The 17,035-nt window shown below is 67.0% G+C and carries 16 protein-coding genes and 1 tRNA gene; 10 read left to right on the plus strand and 7 right to left on the minus strand.

Annotated features, from left to right (window positions below; all coding sequences use genetic code 11):
• Positions 1-20: 20 nt before the first annotated feature.
• Together lolA and AC1DFU_RS21450 are read left to right on the plus strand one after the other, a co-directional pair.
• Positions 21-659, plus strand: coding sequence for an outer membrane lipoprotein chaperone LolA (gene lolA, locus AC1DFU_RS21445; protein WP_092298337.1), 639 nt, complete (start codon positions 21-23; stop codon positions 657-659).
• An 8-nt stretch (positions 660-667) separates the two neighbouring features.
• Complete coding sequence (locus tag AC1DFU_RS21450) at positions 668-1,087, plus strand: hypothetical protein (RefSeq protein WP_441591878.1); 420 nt, start codon at positions 668-670, stop codon at positions 1,085-1,087.
• Positions 1,088-1,105: 18 nt separating this feature from the next.
• Here AC1DFU_RS21450 and AC1DFU_RS21455 read toward each other — a convergent pair whose 3' ends face one another.
• Positions 1,106-1,273 (minus strand): hypothetical protein, encoded by a 168-nt coding sequence (locus AC1DFU_RS21455; protein ID WP_176860900.1) that lies wholly within the window; start codon positions 1,271-1,273, stop codon positions 1,106-1,108.
• A 104-nt stretch (positions 1,274-1,377) separates the two neighbouring features.
• Positions 1,378-2,061 (minus strand): hypothetical protein, encoded by a 684-nt coding sequence (locus AC1DFU_RS21460; RefSeq protein WP_092298340.1) that lies wholly within the window; start codon positions 2,059-2,061, stop codon positions 1,378-1,380.
• A gap of 178 nt (positions 2,062-2,239) precedes the next feature.
• Here AC1DFU_RS21460 and AC1DFU_RS21465 point away from each other — a divergent pair, with 178 nt between their 5' ends.
• From AC1DFU_RS21465 to AC1DFU_RS21475, 3 genes are all read left to right on the plus strand, one after another.
• A complete protein-coding gene (locus AC1DFU_RS21465) occupies positions 2,240-3,583 on the plus strand; it encodes a replication-associated recombination protein A (RefSeq protein WP_092298343.1) in 1,344 nt (447 codons plus the stop codon).
• Between the two features lie 130 nt (positions 3,584-3,713).
• Complete coding sequence (serS, locus tag AC1DFU_RS21470) at positions 3,714-5,021, plus strand: serine--tRNA ligase (protein ID WP_092298474.1); 1,308 nt, start codon at positions 3,714-3,716, stop codon at positions 5,019-5,021.
• 81 nt (positions 5,022-5,102) lie between these two features.
• Positions 5,103-5,192 (plus strand) — tRNA-Ser (locus AC1DFU_RS21475).
• 116 nt (positions 5,193-5,308) lie between these two features.
• Here AC1DFU_RS21475 and AC1DFU_RS21480 read toward each other — a convergent pair.
• A complete protein-coding gene (locus AC1DFU_RS21480; protein WP_441591881.1) occupies positions 5,309-6,208 on the minus strand; it encodes a LysR family transcriptional regulator in 900 nt (299 codons plus the stop codon).
• 156 nt (positions 6,209-6,364) lie between these two features.
• On the opposite strand from AC1DFU_RS21480, the gene AC1DFU_RS21485 reads away from it, so the two are divergent.
• Positions 6,365-7,129: an SDR family oxidoreductase gene (locus AC1DFU_RS21485; RefSeq protein ID WP_092298350.1), complete on the plus strand. Its 765-nt coding sequence runs from the start codon at positions 6,365-6,367 to the stop codon at positions 7,127-7,129.
• 12 nt (positions 7,130-7,141) lie between these two features.
• Here the strand turns inward: AC1DFU_RS21485 and paeA are convergent, their stop codons facing one another.
• Together paeA and AC1DFU_RS21495 are read right to left on the minus strand one after the other, a co-directional pair.
• Positions 7,142-8,464: a polyamine export protein PaeA gene (gene paeA, locus AC1DFU_RS21490; protein ID WP_092298353.1), complete on the minus strand. Its 1,323-nt coding sequence runs from the start codon at positions 8,462-8,464 to the stop codon at positions 7,142-7,144.
• Between the two features lie 87 nt (positions 8,465-8,551).
• Positions 8,552-9,505, minus strand: a complete 954-nt coding sequence (locus AC1DFU_RS21495) for a LysR family transcriptional regulator (protein ID WP_441591883.1) — start codon at positions 9,503-9,505, stop codon at positions 8,552-8,554.
• A 193-nt stretch (positions 9,506-9,698) separates the two neighbouring features.
• Between AC1DFU_RS21495 and AC1DFU_RS21500 the strand changes: the two genes are divergently transcribed.
• The 4 genes from AC1DFU_RS21500 (at position 9,699) to AC1DFU_RS21515 (ending at position 13,801) form a co-directional block, all read left to right on the plus strand.
• Positions 9,699-10,976, plus strand: a complete 1,278-nt coding sequence (locus AC1DFU_RS21500) for a D-amino acid dehydrogenase (RefSeq protein ID WP_441591885.1) — start codon at positions 9,699-9,701, stop codon at positions 10,974-10,976.
• A gap of 88 nt (positions 10,977-11,064) precedes the next feature.
• A complete protein-coding gene (locus AC1DFU_RS21505; protein WP_092298359.1) occupies positions 11,065-11,985 on the plus strand; it encodes a glutamate/aspartate ABC transporter substrate-binding protein in 921 nt (306 codons plus the stop codon).
• A gap of 203 nt (positions 11,986-12,188) precedes the next feature.
• Positions 12,189-13,001 (plus strand): transporter substrate-binding domain-containing protein, encoded by an 813-nt coding sequence (locus AC1DFU_RS21510; protein ID WP_092298362.1) that lies wholly within the window; start codon positions 12,189-12,191, stop codon positions 12,999-13,001.
• A 140-nt stretch (positions 13,002-13,141) separates the two neighbouring features.
• Complete coding sequence (locus AC1DFU_RS21515; protein ID WP_092298365.1) at positions 13,142-13,801, plus strand: amino acid ABC transporter permease; 660 nt, start codon at positions 13,142-13,144, stop codon at positions 13,799-13,801.
• A 10-nt stretch (positions 13,802-13,811) separates the two neighbouring features.
• On the opposite strand, the gene AC1DFU_RS21520 is transcribed toward AC1DFU_RS21515, so the two are convergent.
• Both AC1DFU_RS21520 and cphA read right to left on the minus strand, forming a co-directional pair.
• Positions 13,812-14,291: an SRPBCC family protein gene (locus tag AC1DFU_RS21520; protein ID WP_092298368.1), complete on the minus strand. Its 480-nt coding sequence runs from the start codon at positions 14,289-14,291 to the stop codon at positions 13,812-13,814.
• Between the two features lie 158 nt (positions 14,292-14,449).
• Positions 14,450-17,020 (minus strand): cyanophycin synthetase, encoded by a 2,571-nt coding sequence (gene cphA / locus AC1DFU_RS21525; protein WP_092298371.1) that lies wholly within the window; start codon positions 17,018-17,020, stop codon positions 14,450-14,452.
• Positions 17,021-17,035: the final 15 nt, after the last annotated feature.

The following is a 17,035-nucleotide window of genomic DNA, read 5'->3' on the forward strand; positions in this document are numbered from 1 at the left end:
ACTCAGGAAAGGCTGACTCCATGCGACATCGCATTCTTGCGTCCACCTGCGCCGCGCTTGTGCTGCTGACGGCTGCCGCATCGGCCGCCCAGGCCGCCGCGACAGACCAGCTGCAGAGTTTTGTGACCAGCGTGAAGACCGCGCGTGGCGAATTCACCCAGAAACAGCTCAAGGGGCAGGGCGGCGAAGGCAAGGCCGGCGGCACGTCCAGCGGCACTTTCGCGTTCTCGCGCCCCGGCAAGTTCACGTGGCGCTACACCAAGCCCTACGAGCAACTGCTCCAGGCCGATGGCCAGACGCTGTTCATCTACGATAAAGACCTGAACCAGGTGACCGAGCGCAAGCTGGACAACGCGCTGGGCTCGAGCCCGGCCGCCATCCTGTTCGGGAGCAACGACCTGAGCAAGAATTTCGATGTGAAGAACGGCGCCACGCGCGACGGCGTGGAATGGCTGGAGCTGACGCCAAAGTCGAAAGACACCCAGTTCGAGAAGATCCAGATCGGCTTCAAGGCCGGCAACCTGGAGGCGATGGAGTTGCGCGATGCCTTCGGCAATACCACGCTGCTGACCTTCTCGGCGATGCAGAAGAATCCGTCGCTGCCGGCGGACACGTTCCGCTTCACGGTGCCGAAGGGCGCCGACGTGATGAAGCAATGAGGCCCACCATGCCCGCCGATTTTTCGCCGTCGTTCTCGCTGTCCATCGTGACCCCCCGCCTGCTGGCCGGGGCCGCCGTCCTGCTGCTGGCCGCCTGCGCCCAGGCGCCGGCCAATCGGTTCGACGTGGATGCCTTCCTGCGTGCATCGGATACGGCCATGCCCGAAGTGCTCGGCAATCCGGACTTCCTCAAGGCCACGCGCGTGGCGCACTCGCAGTGCGCCACGCTGCTCCAATCGGCGCACAGCGGGGTGCTGGAAGACCTGCCGGCCAGCAATGCGGCGCGTGGACCGGCATGGCTGCTCCATCCGGCCGATGCGCCGGACAAGGTATGGCTGGTGGTGGGAGTGGCCGGTGGCGAGCGGACCTGCCATGGCCCGCTGCCTGCGGATGCCATGAAGACGCTGGCCGACCGGGCCAAGGGCTGAGGGCTGACGCCCGCGGCGCTACGCCTGCGCTTCGCGCGCGTAGCGCTGGCGCGGCACCGGCAGCTTCTGCAGTTTCTCGCGCCGGATCCTGATCGCTTCCTCGTCGCCGCGCTTGATCGCGGCGCGCAACTTCAACACGGCTTTCCGATATTGCTTCTTCTTGCGGATGCGGGTCGTGATGGCCATGGCAGTGGCTTCCTCCTGGCGAGCCGGCCGTCGGGCCGGCGGGGTTGGAAAAGCTGGGCAAGCCTGGGTAGACCTAGGTAAGCGTCAAGGCGAGCCCCATGGTATCAGAGGAGGAAGCGGCGGTTGTCGTTGGGCGGATACTGGCTTTCCACCTTCTTGAACCGCAGCTTGGTGCTGCTGTTGAGCTTGCGCCCTGCCATCTTGCGCTGCAACTGCCGGTGCACGGCGCGGATATGGCCGACCGAGCCCTGGGCATAGGGCTGGCCATCGGTGGCGCCGGGCAGGCCGCCGCCGGCAGCAAGTGCAGCATTGTGCGCTTCCGCCGATTTCTTGATCAGCACGTCCAGCGCCTGGCGCGCGCGCACGGCCGCGTGCAGCGGACCATCGGCCGGATTGGCCTTGGCCCGCACCGCGTCCTGCGGCAGCCGCACGTTGCCGGCCACGCGGCGCAGCGCCGCGCGCAGTTCGGCGCCATCGAACTGGCCTTCCTGGACGATCCACACCGCGTCATGGCGCAGCCAGCCTTCCACATCGGCCAGCCGGCGCAGCAGCGCGGGCATCAGCATCCGACCGCCGAAGCGGCGCGAGCGCCGGATCGCGGACAGTCCGATGCGGCGTACCTGCGGGTTCTCATGGTCGACCAGATCCTCGATCAGGCGGTCGGCCTCCTCCTGCGATCCGATCATTTCGGAAAACTGCCCTGCCAACGAGATTTCTTCCACGCCGCTGAGCTTGTTCTTGCTCGCGAGGCGGGACATCTTGAACAACAGCATGCGGTAACGCAGCATAGGGATCCTCGAACTTGTAACCGATGAATCTGCCACGCCCGGTCGGGTGATACGCGGGCCATTGGATGTTATCGGCAAGGTTGAAGGGATTCTTTAGGCCATCGGGCGATGGTCTACACTGTCACGTTCCGCGCCGCGGCCAGCCCGCGCGCGCCCAGATCCAAGAGGTAGAACCATCGTGGCGGATTCGCTGTTTTCCGACCCCCCTGAACGTTCCCGGCAGCCGCTGGCGGAACGCCTGCGCCCGCGCACCATCGACGAAGTCATCGGCCAGCAGCATCTGCTGGGGGCTGGCAAGCCGCTGCGCGTGGCGTTCGCGTCCGGCGAGCCGCATTCGATGATTCTGTGGGGTCCGCCCGGCGTGGGCAAGACCACGCTGGCGCGGCTGATGGCCAGCGCGTTCGATGCCGAGTTCATCGCGCTGTCGGCCGTGCTGTCGGGCGTCAAGGACATCCGCGAGGCGGTGGAGCGCGCCGAGCAGTACCGCGCCCACGGCCGCCGCACGCTGGTGTTTGTCGACGAAGTGCACCGCTTCAACAAGAGCCAGCAGGATGCCTTTCTGCCGCACGTGGAAAGCGGCCTGTTCACGTTCATCGGCGCCACCACGGAAAACCCATCGTTCGAGGTCAACGGCGCGCTGCTGTCCCGGGCGGCCGTCTACGTGCTCAAGAGTCTGGACGACGCCGAACTGAAGCAGCTCGTGCTGCGCGCCAGCGAGGAACTGGGCGGGCTGACCTGGGAGGACGAGGCGCTCCAGCTGATCGTCGGCTCGGCCGACGGCGACGGGCGCAAGCTGCTGAACAATATCGAGATCGTCGCGCGCGCGGCCCGCAACGCGGGGCAGGACCGCATCGACACGCCGCTGCTGGGCAGCGCGCTGGCCGAGAACCTGCGCCGCTTCGACAAGGGCGGTGATGCGTTCTACGACCAGATCAGCGCGCTCCACAAGTCCGTGCGCGGGTCCGATCCGGACGGCACGCTGTACTGGTTCTGCCGCATGCTCGATGGCGGCGCCGATCCGCGCTACCTCGCGCGGCGCATCGTGCGGATGGCCTGGGAGGACATCGGGCTGGCCGATCCACGTGCTGCGCGCATCACATTAGATGCGGCTGAGACCTACGAGCGGCTCGGCTCGCCCGAGGGCGAACTGGCGCTGGCCCAGGCGCTGCTGTACCTCGCCGTCGCCCCGAAATCGAATGCCGGCTACAACGCCTACAACGCCGCGCGGGCCTTCGTGGCCAAGGACAAGTCGCGCCAGGTGCCGGTGCACCTGCGCAACGCGCCGACCAAGCTGATGAAGGAACTCGGTTACGGCCACGCCTACCGCTACGCGCACGACGAGCCCGAGGCCTACGCCGCCGGCGAGCACTACCTGCCCGACGACCTCCGCCGCCAGGACTGGTACCAGCCCACACCACGTGGCCTGGAAGGCAAGATCAGCGACAAACTGCGCCATCTGCGCGACCTCGACGCGGCCTGGCATCGCGAACATCGGCCGGACAAGGGCGGTGAGAAAGAGTGAGACGACTCTGAAAATGCCGAACAAGGCTGGAAAAGGGCGCTGACTCCGTCGCGGCAGGGGGTGCCGGTGCAGTAAAATGGCGCCCATCGCCGGCATGTCGCCGGCACTGCACATCCATCGCTCCCGCAACATGCTCGACATCCAGCTGCTCCGCAAAGACATCGACGCCGTGGCCCAACGGCTGGCCACGCGCGGTTTTCAACTCGACGTGGCGACGTTCCAGGCCCTCGAGGCCGAACGCAAGCAACTGCAAACGCAGACCGAAGACCTGCAGGCGCGCCGCAACAGCTTGTCGAAGCAGATCGGCATGCTCAAGGGCAAGGGCGAAGACGCCTCCGGCCCGATGGCCGAGGTCGCCGGCATTGGCGACACGCTGAAGGCGTCGGCCCAGCGCCTGGCCGAGATCCAGGAACAGATCCACGACGCGATCATGTCGGTCCCGAACCTGCCGGACGCGAGCGTGCCGGTGGGCAGCGACGAGACCGGCAATGTCGAGGTACGCCGCGTCGGCACGCCGCGCACGTTCGACTTCGAGGTCAAGGACCACGTGGACGTGGGCGCGAAGCTCGGCCTCGACTTCGAGACCGCCACGCGCGTGACCGGCTCGCGCTTCTCCTTCCTGCGTGGCGGCCTGGCGCGCATGCACCGCGCGCTGGTGCAGCTGATGGTGGACACCCACACGCTCGAGCACGGCTACACCGAGATGTACGTGCCGTACATCGTCAATGCCGCGTCGATGCGTGGCACGGGCCAACTGCCCAAGTTCGAGGACGACCTGTTCAAGGTGCCGCGCAAGGTCGGCGGCGAGGATGGCCAGGACACCATCGAGAACTTCTACCTGATCCCGACCGCCGAAGTGCCGCTGACCAATATGGTCCGCGACGCCATCGTGGCCGGCGACAAGCTGCCGCTGCGCTACGTCGCCCACACGCCGTGCTTCCGCTCGGAAGCAGGCTCGTACGGCAAGGACACGCGCGGCATGATCCGCCAGCATCAGTTCGACAAGGTGGAGATGGTGCAGGTGGTGCCGCCCGAGCAGTCGATGGACGCGCTCGAGCAGATGACCGGCCATGCCGAGGCCATCCTCAAGAAGCTGGAACTGCCGTTCCGCACCGTGGTGCTCTGCACGGGCGACATGGGCTTCGGCAGCACCAAGACCTATGACATCGAGGTGTGGATTCCGGCGCAGAACACCTACCGCGAGATCAGCTCGTGCTCGAGCATGGGCGACTTCCAGGCGCGCCGCATGCAGGCCCGCTTCCGCGCGGGGCAGGGCAAGCCGGAACTCGTGCACACGCTGAACGGCTCGGGCCTGGCCGTGGGCCGCACGCTGGTGGCGATTCTCGAGAACTACCAGAATGCCGACGGTTCGCTGACCGTGCCGAAGGCGCTGCAGCCGTATATGGGCGGCATCACAACGCTGCAACCGGAGGCGTAAAAATTATTGCGCAAGCCGCTTGCAAAGGCGGGCGCAACATCGCTATAATCTTGGTTTCGCCGCAAGGTCGACCAAGTTACCGGAGAGGTGGCAGAGTGGTCGAATGTACCTGACTCGAAATCAGGCGTACCGGCGACGGTACCGTGGGTTCGAATCCCACCCTCTCCGCCAAATAAGAAGCTGCCCGGTTCGCTGGGTAAGCAACAAATAGCAGTAACACTCAGACCGACGCACTGTGCAAGCAGGCGTCGGTTTTGTTTTTCTACACGTCCCCTCCCGCGTTCCCTCTACACATCCCAATACGGCGGACTGCCGATCGCTTCGCGCAGGTGCTCCACCAGCGCACGCAGCTTGGCGGACGCGCGTCGGCCTTCCGCGTGGGCGACGTAGATCGATTCGGCTGCCGTCTGCACGCCGATGTCCACGCTCCGCAACGCGCCCGATTTCAATGCAGCGCCGGCCAGGAAGGTCGGCAATAGCGCGATGCCGAGGCCGGCCAGCGCCGCGTCCAGCATCATGTCGCCGTTGTTGACCCGCAGGCGGGCGCGGGCGCGTAGCGAAGTCATTTCGCCGTCCTGCAGGAACGACCAGTCCGCGATGCCCCGATTCGTATAGAAGATGCCGTGATGGCGCTGCAATGCCTCGGGCGAGTCTGGCGCGCCGCATTGGTCGAGGTAGGCCGGCGATGCCACGAGCAGCCGGCGGCTCGGCGCCAGGGGCCACGCCACCAGCCGCGAATCGCCGACGGCGCCGTGGCGGATCACCGCGTCGTAGCCTTCCGATGACGCATCCACGCGACGGTCGTCCAGATCTAGTGAGAGATCGATGTCGGGATGCCGGGCCAGGAAGGGGTAGAGCGCCGGCCCCAGGTGCAGGCGTCCGAACGTGACTGGCGCGGCGATCCGCAGCGGGCCGGACAGCGTGCCGCGCCGCTCGGTCATCTCCGCTGCGGCGTCCTCCACTTCCCGCAGGATCCGGGTGGCGCGTTCCAGGAACGCGGCGCCGTCTTCGGTCAGGCTCACCCGCCGCGTGGTGCGGTGAAGCAGGCGCGCGCCCAGCACTTGCTCCATCTCCGCCAGCCGCTCGCTGACTACCGATTTCGACAGGTGCAGCCGGCGCGCCGCCTCTGTGATCGACCCAGACTCGGCCACCGCCACGAAACTCGCCACCCCTTCCAGTTTGAACATTGTTCGGTTTTTCCGAAAAGCAGAATCGTGATTAGCAATATACCGCTATCTAATCCCAGCGCCCATACTGGGTTCAGACGCGGCGCACCTGGGTGTGGCGAACCGAAATCGATAGATCAAATCAACGAATCAACTCAACGGAAACCGGAGCACATCATGGAACGACTGAACGGCAAGGTGGCGATCATCACGGGTGCAAGCAGCGGCATTGGCCTGGCCACGGCGGAGTTGTTTGCGAAGGAGGGCGCGAAGCTCGTGGTTGGCGCGCGGCGGCAGGCGGAACTGGACGCCCTCGTGGCCCGCATCCGCGCCGCCGGTGGCGAGGCGGTTGCACTGGCGGGCGACGTCCGGGACGAAAACTATGCCCGCGCCCTGGTGGATCTGGCGGTCGAGCAGTACGGCAAGTTGGACATCGCCTTCAACAACGCGGGCACGTTGGGCGAAGGCGGCCCGAGCACCGGGGTGTCGGAAGCCGGCTGGAACGACACGCTGGCGATCAACCTGACCGGCGCGTTCCTCGGCGCCAAGCACCAGATCGCGCAGATGGCGAAGCAGGGCGGGGGATCGGTGATCTTCACGTCGACGTTCGTCGGCTACTCGTTCGCGTTCCCGGGCGTGGCCGCCTATGCCGCGAGCAAGGCCGGCCTGATCGGCCTGACGCAGGCGCTGGCGTCCGAGTACGGGCCGCAAGGCGTGCGGGTCAACGCTATCCTGCCGGGCGCGGTGGACACCGAAATGTATCGTGACATGAACAATACGACCGAATCGCAGGCGTTCATCACCGGACTCCACGCTCTCAAGCGCGTGGCCAAGCCGGAAGAACTGGCGCGGTCGGTGCTGTACCTGGCGTCTGACGACGCGGCGTTCGTGACCGGCACGGCGTCCCTGGTGGACGGCGGCGCCTCCATCACGCGCACGTGACTCAGACCTGAGTCAGTGGTCCCCGGCTGAAGCGGCGCTCGGCGCCACCGCGCCCGGCAGCCGCGACACCAGCAGCTGGTCGATCTTGTGATGATCGATATCCAGCACTTCGAAGCGGTAGCCCGCCACGGTGATCGACTCGGACTTCTTCGGAATCCGCTTCAGCGAGTAGATCACCAGGCCGGCCGCCGTATCGACGTAGTCCTCGCCGGGCAGCGAATCAAGCTCGAGCGCCTTCTTGAGGTCCACCAGCGGCGTCACGCCGTCCACCAGCCATGACGTCTCGTCGCGCCGCACGATCTGCTCGTCCTCGGCCGAATACAGGATGTCCCCCATTAGCGCGCCGACGATGTCGTCGAGCGTGACGATGCCCACCACGAGCCCGTACTCGTTCATCACCACCGCAAAGCTCTCGTGCATCTCGCGGAACCGCGTCAGGGACTCGGACAGCGTCAGCGTGTCCGGAATCACCAGCACGTTCTTGTCGTGATGCCGGCCGATGTTGCCGAGCACCGTGGCGCTCTCGTCGGCCAGCAGCCGTTGCAGGATGTCCTTCGAGTCGATGTAGCCCAGCACGTCGTCCAGGTCGTGACCGCAGACCGGGTATTGCGCGTGCGGCTGGCTGACCAGCTTGCGGCGCACGCTGTCGGCGGTCTCGTCCAGCGTCAGGAAGATCACGTCGTCACGCGGGGTCATGATCGCCGTGATGCCCTTCGAGTCGAGTTCGAACACGTTTTCGATCAGGTGCAGCTCGTGCTTGTGGAGCACGCCGGCCTCGGCGCCGGCATCGACCATCGCGGCGATGTCCTCGGTGGTGATCTGGTCCACCGGCTTGGTCGGGATGCCGAGCAGCTTCAGCATCGCGTCCGCCGCCGCGTTGAAGATCCACACCACCGGCTTCAGCACGCGCAGCAGCGTGAGAATCGGCTCAATGACCACCACCGCGCAGCGCTCGGGGAAGGTCATGGCGATGCGCTTCGGGATCAGGTCCGCGAACTGGATGAACAGCAGCGTCACCACCAGGAAGGAGCCGATATTGGCCACGCGCAGCGCGTGGGTGGCGCTCATATAGGGGGTCAGCGCGGCGAAGACGAGGTCGGAGACGTGTTTCTCGCCCAGGATACCGGCGAGGATGGCCACGCTGTTCACGCCGATCTGCACGATGGTGAAGAAGTTGCCGGGCTCTTCCTTGAGCCGCAGCACCTTGGTGGCGCGGCGGTCGCCGCGCTCGGCCAGGACCTGGAGCTTGGTGCGCCGGGCGGCCGTCAGCGCGATCTCCGAAATCGAGAAGAACGCGCTTATCAGGACGAGGAGAATCAGGGTCAGGACGAACATGGGGGTTTCACGCGCCTGTCGGGGCGGGTTGATGATGGTGTACGCCGCGCAGGTCTGTCAATGCGGCGTTTCTGAGGGCGGCGCGGCTCATTTCTCGGGCGCGTCGAACTGCACGCGCGGGGCTTCGAGCCGGTGGGGCAGGGTGGCCGCCAGCTCGGCGGCGGCGGCCGTGAACTGGGTGCGCATGTCGTCCACGAGGCTGGAGGCACCCCGGTGGCTCGCGCGCAGCAGCTGGATCTCGAAAGGCAGCATCGGCTCGATATCGTGCAGTGCCACATTGGCCGGATTGGCGCTCAGGGCCGTGTACTGGTCGAGCACGGTCAGGCCGAGCCCCGCATCGACGAGTGCCAGCGCCAGCGAGTAGGTCTGCACCTCCAGCGTGGAATGCGGCTCCAGCGCGTGGCGCGCCAGCGTCTGCCGCACCAGCAGGCCCAGCGAGGTGTCGTCGTCGTAGCCGACGAAGGGGCGGTCCATCAGCTTGTGCATCGACACCGCCCCGCGCCGCCCCCCGGCCGGCAGCGGCAGCGTGCGCGGCACGGCAAGCAGCATCCGGCCGGCGGCCACCGGCTCCGAGGAGATGGCCTCGTGCCGGGGCGGCGAAAAGGCGAAACCCACGTCGATCTGGTTGGCCAGCAGCGCGTCCACGATCTCGTTGGTATGGTGCGTCAGCACCTGGACCTGCGTTTCCGGATGCCGCGCGCAGAAGCGCCGCACGGCCGGCACCAGCAGCGGGTTGGCCAGGCTCGGCGTGGCGGCCACGCGCAGCCGGCCGGCGCCCTTGTGGCGCAGGCTCTCGGACACGCGCCGCACGCGCTCGATCTCCCCATATAGCCTTTCGACATCCCCATAGAGCGCGGTCGCCTCGGGCGTGGGCTGCAGCCGGCCGCGCACGCGCTCGAACAAACGAAAGCCCAGCGAGGCCTCGGCGTGCTGCAATACCCGCGTCACCACGGGCTGGGAGACGTGGAGCAGGCGCGCGGCCTCGCTGACGGTGCCGGTCAGCATGACGGCGCGGAAGACTTCGATCTGGCGCAGGCGCATCGTTGTGGTGCTGGATATTGTCCGGAAAGGTGCGGCGGAAACCGGCCAGGACGGCCGTGCACTACGGGTAAGCCCGGGTGGCCGGCATCCATAGCCTAGGGACATATTCTGGCACGTATTGGCATTGGGCAAGCCGCGCGCGGTGGACTACGCTCTGGCCCATCGTTTCGATATGGATGGCAAGGCAGGTTCGATGCGCATAGCGATTGTGGGAGCAGGGGTGGTCGGCATGACCACCGCATGGCGGCTGGCCCAGGACGGCCACGAGGTCACCGTACTGGAGCGCCACGAGGGGCCGGGCGAGGAGACGAGCTTCGCCAACGGCGGGCAGCTGAGCTACAGCTATGTGGCGCCGCTGGCCGGGCCGGGCGTGCTGTCGAAGGTGCCGGGCTGGTTGCTGGACCGCGATTCGCCGATGCGCTTCCGTCCGACCGCCGATCCCGCCCAGTGGCGCTGGCTGCTGGCCTTCGTGCAGGCGTGCAACGCCGCCACCAGCGAGGCGACCACGCGCAAGCTGCTGCGGCTGGCCTTTTATTCGCGGGACCTGATGCAGGCCTTCGTGGAAGGCCCGGAGGCACGCGGCGAGGGCGGCGGCTTCGATTTCGCGCGGCGCGGCAAGCTGGTGGTGCATCGCAACGAAGCCGCCTATGCATCGGCCTGCCGGCTGCTGGACTACCAGGCCAGCCTGGGCTGCGAGCAGCAGGCGCTGGACCGCGACGCCACGGTGGCGCTGGAGCCCGCGCTGGCCGGCATCCGGGGCGACATCGCCGGCGCCATCTACACGCCGAGCGAAGAAGTGGGCGATTGTCATCGCTTTTGCCTCTCGCTGGCCCATCTGTTGCAAGGGAAGGGCAATGTGTCGATGCGGTTTGGCACACGTGTCACTGGATTGATGACATCGGGCGTCCAGGTGGTGGGCGTGAGGACGACCGATGACGAGGTGCGCGCGGACGCGGTGATCGTCGCGGGCGGCATCGGCAGCGTGCCGCTGCTGCGTCCGCTCGGCGTACGGCCGATGCTGTGGCCGCTCAAGGGCTACAGCATCACGGTGCCGATCGCCGATGGCGCCCGGGCGCCGCATATCAGCGTGACGGACTTCGCCAACAAGATCGTCTACGCGCGCATCGGCAATACGCTGCGCGTGGCCGGCATGGCGGATCTGGTGCGCGGCGGGCCGACCATCGACCGCGAGCGCGCGCAGACACTGGTCGCCCAGACCCGCGCCGTGTTTGGCGGCGTGGCCAATGGCGCCGGCCTCGATGCCCTGCAGCCCTGGGCGGGCCTGCGCCCGGCCACGCCGGACGGCCTGCCGCTGGTCGGCCCGTCGCGCCTGCCGGGCCTGTGGCTGAACCTGGGCCATGGCGCGCTCGGGTTCACGCTGGCGATGGGCAGCGCGGGGATGCTGGCGGACCAGTTGGCCGGCCGCGCGCCGGCCATCGGCGCAGAAGATTTCAGTGCGGCGCGGGCCTGACCGGCGCCCAACGGGTGTTGAAGTTTGTAGTACGGAAGTGGGATTGCCTCGAGCTGATTAAACCAAGCCCCATCAAGGAGCGAAAACCATGAAGTCACTGCGTGTCCGTCTGACCCCTACCTGCCTGTCCACCCGCCTGCTGGCCGCCGCCGTGCTGGCCTGCGCTGCCGCCGGCGCGCACGCCGCCGATGGCGATACGCTCAAGAAGATCAAGGACACCGGCGTGATCTCGCTCGGCTACCGCGAGTCGTCGATTCCGTTCTCGTACACGGACGGCAAGGAGGTCATGGGCTACTCGCACGAGATCCTGTTGCAGATCGTCGACAAGATCAAGACGACGCTGAACATGCCGAACCTGCAGGTCAAGCTGACGCCGATCACCTCGCAGAACCGCATCCCGCTGATGCAGAACGGTACGATCGACATCGAATGCGGCAGCACGACCAACAATCTCGAGCGCCAGAAGCAGGTGGCCTTCTCGAACAGCCTGTTCGTCTACGGTATCAAGATGCTGACCAAGAAGGACTCGGGCGTGACCGACTTCGCCCAGCTCAAGGGCCGCAACGTGGTCACCACGGCCGGCACCACGGGCGAGCGCCTGCTGGTCAAGATGAACGGCGAGCAGGGCATGAACATGAACCTGACCAGCGCCAAGGACCATGGCCAGGCGTTCCTGATCCTGGAGACGGGCCGTGCGGTAGCCTTCGTGATGGACGAGCCGCTGCTGTACGGCGAGCGCACCAAGGCCAAGAACGCGAGCGAATGGGTCGTGGCCGGCGAGCCGCTCCAGACCGAGAACTACGCGTGCATGTTCCGCAAGGACGACGCCTCGTTCAAGAAGCTGGCCGATGGCGTGGTGTCGGACCTGATGCTGAGCGGCCGCGCCGACAAGCTGTACACGAAGTGGTTCCAGTCGCCGATTCCGCCGCGCAACATCAATATGAACTACCCGCTGTCGCCGGACATGAAGGCGCTGTTCGCGGCGCCGAACGACAAGGCGTTCCAGTAAGCAGGGAGGGACTGGCGGCGCCGCGGTCCGCCCCGCCCGGCCCCTGGGTGCGGTGGCGGATCGGTTATATAGCCATAATGAATCGTTATTTCGCGTTTGATAGTGTTTGCGGTAGTGTGGAGCCCGTTATAGGCTCTTAGGAGCCTCCGGTTCGCCCCCAAAAGGGGCAGCCGGCCTGATCCGCCTCTCACACTGGAGAATTTATGCGCTCGATTCGTACTGGCTTGCTCAAATCCCTGTTGGCTTCCGCGCTGCTGGCTGGCGTTGCCGGTTTCACGGCCACGGCCGCCAGCGCCGCCGATCTGCTCGACACGGTCAAGCAAGCCGGCGTGCTCAAGATTGGCGTGGAAGGCACGTACCCGCCGTTCGGTTATCGCGGCGCGAAGAACGAACTCGAGGGCTTCGACGTGGACGTGGCGCGCGCCATCGCCGGCAAGCTCGGCGTGAAGCCGGAGTTCGTGACCACCGAATGGAGCGCGATCATCGCCGGCCTGCAGGCGGGTAAGTTCGACATCATCGTCAACCAGGTCGCGGTCACGCCGCAGCGCAAGCAGACCCTCGATTTCTCCACGCCCTACGTCTATTCGGCAGCCCAGTTGATCCAGCGCAAGGACGACAAGCGCGAGTTCAAGTCGCTGGACGACCTGAAGAGCCACAAGCTGGGCGTCAGCCTGGGCAGCAACTACAACGAACTGGCCAAATCGGTGGCCGGCATCGACGTGAAGACCTATCCCGGCGCGCCTGAGTACCTGCGCGACCTGGCCTCGCAGCGGATCGACGCGGCGCTCAATGACAGGCTGATGGTCAACTACCTGATCAAGAACGCCAACCTGCCGCTGCGCCCGGGCGCCGTGGTGCCCGGCGCCAATACCGAGGTCGCCATCCCGTTCCGCAAGGACAATCCGAAGTTCGCCCAGGCCATCGACAAGGCGCTGGAAGACCTGCGCAAGGACGGCACGCTGGTGAAGCTGTCGACCAAGTGGTTCGGCTCGGATGTGACCAAGGCGCCGAAGTAAGCGGACAGGGTTGCGCCCCCCGCCGGGCCAACCCGCTCCCAGCCCGTACCAGCAAGGCCGGCTCCCGAGAGTCGGCCTTTTTTTTCCGCGGCCGGATCACGTATGATCCCGGCATTCCGGATTCCTGACCTGCTCCCGCCATGTCCGCCCTCGCCCTCGTGATGGATTCGCTGCCCGTGCTGTTGCAGGGCGCCCTGCTCACGCTGAAGTTCGCCGTGCTGTCGATGGCGTTCGGCCTGGTGATTGGCATTGTGGTCGCGCTGATGGGCATTAGCCATGCGCCGATTCTCAAAATGGTGGCGCGCGTGTACGTCAGCATCATGCGCGGCACGCCGCTGCTGGTGCAGATCTTCGTGGTCTATTACGGGCTGCCGAGCGTGGGCATTGCGCTCGAGCCGACCCCGGCCGGCGTGCTGACCCTGAGCCTCAACGTGGGCGCCTATCTGTCGGAAAGCATGCGCGGCGCCATCCTCGGGATTGCGCGCGGGCAGTGGATGGCGGCCTACAGCCTGGGCCTGACGCCCATCCAGACGCTGCGCTACATCGTCGGGCCGCAGGCGCTGCGGCTGGCCGTGCCGAGCCTGTCCAACAGCCTGATCAGCCTGATCAAGGACACCTCGCTGGTGTCGGTGATCACCGTGACCGAGTTGCTGCGCACCGCGCAGGAAATCATCGCCGCCACCTACCAGCCGCTGCCGCTCTACCTGGCGGTGGCGGTCATCTACTGGATCCTGAGTACCGGGCTATCGGTGTTGCAGCGCGTGCTGGAGCGCCGGCTCTCGCTGCCGGGTCGGCACTGAAGGCGAGGGGCTAGGCGGCGGAGGAGGGCGCCGGTGGCGGCTTGGGGACCTCGACCTGGAGGGGCTGCCCCGTCTCCAGCAGCGTCTTGAGTCCGGCGAGGATCATCGGCCAGCCGTTGCGGCCACCTTGCAGGATCTGCTCGTCCACCGGCTCGCGATGGGTCTCGCTCACGGTCAGCCGCACCGCCTGCCCCAGCGCATCCACCTGCCAAGTGACCACCACCTCGGGTAACTCGCGGAAGGCCTCGAGCCACTCCACGCGCCACGTCACCGAGAGCCGGTAGGGCGGCTCGGCCAGCAGCACCACGCCCTGCGAATCCACCCGGCCGTCGTCCATGCGCAGCACGAACGGGCTGCCCACCTGCCAGTCAGACTCCACGCGCCGCCCGAAGAAATACTGTTCGCTCTGCGCGGGCTCCGTCAGCGCGGACCAGACCTGCTCGGGTGTGGCGGCGATGTAGGTGACCACTACGGTCTGCGGCGATTGCATGGCAAGCCTCCTCTGGATGAGACCGGCGGGGCAGGGCGGTCATCGGAGCGATGGTGACAGTAATGTGGCACCTGCAACCGTTTCGATGCAAGTGGACGCACAAGAAAAAAGGCCGGCTCCTGGGAGCCGGCCTTCGCACGGACGCACAAAGGTGCGCGTTACTGTTCCGCGATGCGCTGGGCGATGTGCCCGAGTGCCTCTTCCACCTGATCCACCAGGATCAGGCACAGGTCGCCCGGCTTCAGGTGCCCCAGCGCGGTGTCGATCGCCAGGAACTCGCCCCGGATCTCCTCCACGTGCTGGGTGCGCTGTGCGCCTTCCAGCCCTTCGCGCAGCAGCGCCAGTACCTCGCCGTCCTCGCGGCCGCGCTGGCACTGGTCCTGATACAGCACCACCTCGTCGAACACGCCGCCCAGGATCTGGGTTTGCCGGCGGATGTCCACGTCGCGACGATCGCCCGCGCCGCTGATCACCACCACGCGGCGGTCGCCCTTCATGGATTCCACCGCATTGCACAATGCCTGGATGGCATCCGGATTGTGGCCGTAGTCGGCGATCAGGGTGGCGCCCCGGTAGTCGAACACGTTGAAGCGGCCCGGCGCCGTGGCGGCGTCGTTGACGAAGGTAGCCAGCCCGCGACGGATCACGGCCCAGTCCACGCCCAGCGCCCAGGCGGCGGCGATCGATGACATCGCGTTTTCCACCTGGAAGCCGATGCTGCCGTTGCGCGTCAGCGGGATGTCCGCCAGCGCGATGCGCACCTGGGTCTCGCCCTCGCACGCCACGATCTCGTCGCCCTCGACGAACACCACGCGCTTGCCCTGTGCGCGATGCAGCGCCATCGTCGGCAGCCCGGCATCCTGCGCGAAGAACGTCACCGTGCCGGGGCAGGCGTCGGCCATGCGCGTCACCATCGGATCCGCGGCGTTCAGCACAGCCATGCCATGCGGCGCCACGTTCTGGACGATCACGCTCTTGAGCACGGCCAGGTCTTCCACGGTGCTGATATAGGACAGCCCCAGGTGGTCGCCTTCGCCCACATTGGTCACCACGGCCACGTCGCAGCGGTCGAAGGCCAGGCCCTCGCGCAGCAGGCCGCCGCGCGCGGTCTCGAACACGGCGGCGTCGACGTCCGGATGCAGCAGCACGTTGCGCGCGCTGCGCGGACCGCTGCAGTCGCCGGTGTCGATGCGCTCGCCCCGGATATACACGCCATCGGTGCCGGTCATGCCCATGCGCAGGCCGCTCGTGGCCAGCAGGTGGGTGATCAGGCGCACGGTGGTGGTCTTGCCGTTGGTGCCGGACACCGCCACCACGGGAATACGGCCATCGTCGCCATCGGCGAACATGGTTGAGACGATGGCCTCGCCCACGGCGCGGCCCTTGCCGAACGACGGCTGCAGGTGCATGCGCAGGCCCGGCGCGGCGTTGACTTCGACGATGCCGCCGGCCTGTTCCTCGAACGGCTTGAGCATGGTCTCGCACACGGCGTCCACGCCGCAGATGTCGAGGCCCACCATCTGGGCTGCGGCCACGGCGCGCGCGGCGATGTCCGGGTGGACGTCGTCGGTCACGTCGGTGGCGCTGCCGCCCGTCGACAGATTGGCGTTATTGCGCAGCACCACGCGCGTGCCGTTGGCGGGCACCGAGTCGGCGGTCAGGTGCTGCTTGGCCAGCGTTGCCAGCGCGATATCGTCGAAGCGGATCTTGGTCAGTGACGTGGCATGGCCCTCGCCCCGGCGCGGGTCGCGGTTCACTTCCTCCACGAGCTGGCGCACGGTGTGCACGCCATCGCCAATCACCTGCGGCGGATCGCGGCGCGCGGCGGCCACCAGGTGCTTGCCCACCACCAGCAGGCGGAAATCGTGACCGGGGATGTAGCGTTCCACGAGCACGTCCGAGGAGATGTCGGCCGCCACTTCGTAGGCCGTCATCACTTCTTCGCGCGTGCGGATGCGCACCGCCACGCCCTTGCCCTGGTTGCCGTCGCGCGGCTTGACCACCACCGGCCCGTTGATGGCCTGCGCGGCGGCCCAGGCTTCCTCGGCGCTGCGCACCGAGCGGCCCAGCGGCACCGGCACGCCGGCGGCGTGCAGCAGACTCTTGGTCAGGTCCTTGTCCTGCGCGATGGACTCCGCCACGGCGCTGGTCATGTCGGTCTCGGCGGCCTGGATGCGGCGCTGCTTGCTGCCCCAGCCGAACTGGACCATCGACCCCTGCGTGAGGCGGCGATACGGAATGCCACGCGCCACGGCGGCGTAGACGATGGAGCCGGTGCTCGGCCCCAGCCGCACGTCCTCGTCCAATTCGCGCAGGCGGTGCAGCGCGTCGTCGAGGTCGAAGGGCTTGTCGTCGCGGGCCGCCAGGCATAGCTGTTCAGCGAGTTCGAAGGCGAGCCGGCCGACTTCCTCCTCGCTGTACTGCACCACTACCTGATACGTGCCGGGCTCCACGGTGGGCGCGGTGTTGCTGAAGGTGACCGGGCAGCCGGCGGAGGCCTGCAGGCCGAGTGCGGCGGCTTCCAGCGCGTGGGCCATCGACGGCGTACCGGCCTCGTCGTCAGGACGGAGCGGGCCGATGGCCGGGAAGCGCGCGCGCAGGCGGTCTTCGAAGCCGGGCAGGTCGGCCAGCAGGTGCGAGGTGTCCGAGCAGGCCACGATGGCCTCGATGCCAGTGTGGCGGCACCAGAGATTCGGGCCGCGCAGGGCCCGGATACGGGAGACTTCCATAGTATTTCCGTTATT

This window comes from Cupriavidus sp. 10L45 (genome assembly GCF_056395225.1).

Coding starts and splice junctions, on each gene's coding strand:
- lolA (WP_092298337.1), top strand. CDS start 21: ATGCGACATCGCATTCTTGCGTCCACCTGCGCCGCGCTTGTGCTGCTG.
- AC1DFU_RS21450 (WP_441591878.1), top strand. CDS start 668: ATGCCCGCCGATTTTTCGCCGTCGTTCTCGCTGTCCATCGTGACCCCC.
- AC1DFU_RS21455 (WP_176860900.1), bottom strand. CDS start 1,273: ATGGCCATCACGACCCGCATCCGCAAGAAGAAGCAATATCGGAAAGCC.
- AC1DFU_RS21460 (WP_092298340.1), bottom strand. CDS start 2,061: ATGCTGCGTTACCGCATGCTGTTGTTCAAGATGTCCCGCCTCGCGAGC.
- serS (WP_092298474.1), top strand. CDS start 3,714: ATGCTCGACATCCAGCTGCTCCGCAAAGACATCGACGCCGTGGCCCAA.
- AC1DFU_RS21480 (WP_441591881.1), bottom strand. CDS start 6,208: ATGTTCAAACTGGAAGGGGTGGCGAGTTTCGTGGCGGTGGCCGAGTCT.
- AC1DFU_RS21485 (WP_092298350.1), top strand. CDS start 6,365: ATGGAACGACTGAACGGCAAGGTGGCGATCATCACGGGTGCAAGCAGC.
- paeA (WP_092298353.1), bottom strand. CDS start 8,464: ATGTTCGTCCTGACCCTGATTCTCCTCGTCCTGATAAGCGCGTTCTTC.
- AC1DFU_RS21495 (WP_441591883.1), bottom strand. CDS start 9,505: ATGCGCCTGCGCCAGATCGAAGTCTTCCGCGCCGTCATGCTGACCGGC.
- AC1DFU_RS21500 (WP_441591885.1), top strand. CDS start 9,699: ATGCGCATAGCGATTGTGGGAGCAGGGGTGGTCGGCATGACCACCGCA.
- AC1DFU_RS21505 (WP_092298359.1), top strand. CDS start 11,065: ATGAAGTCACTGCGTGTCCGTCTGACCCCTACCTGCCTGTCCACCCGC.
- AC1DFU_RS21510 (WP_092298362.1), top strand. CDS start 12,189: ATGCGCTCGATTCGTACTGGCTTGCTCAAATCCCTGTTGGCTTCCGCG.
- AC1DFU_RS21515 (WP_092298365.1), top strand. CDS start 13,142: ATGTCCGCCCTCGCCCTCGTGATGGATTCGCTGCCCGTGCTGTTGCAG.
- AC1DFU_RS21520 (WP_092298368.1), bottom strand. CDS start 14,291: ATGCAATCGCCGCAGACCGTAGTGGTCACCTACATCGCCGCCACACCC.
- cphA (WP_092298371.1), bottom strand. CDS start 17,020: ATGGAAGTCTCCCGTATCCGGGCCCTGCGCGGCCCGAATCTCTGGTGC.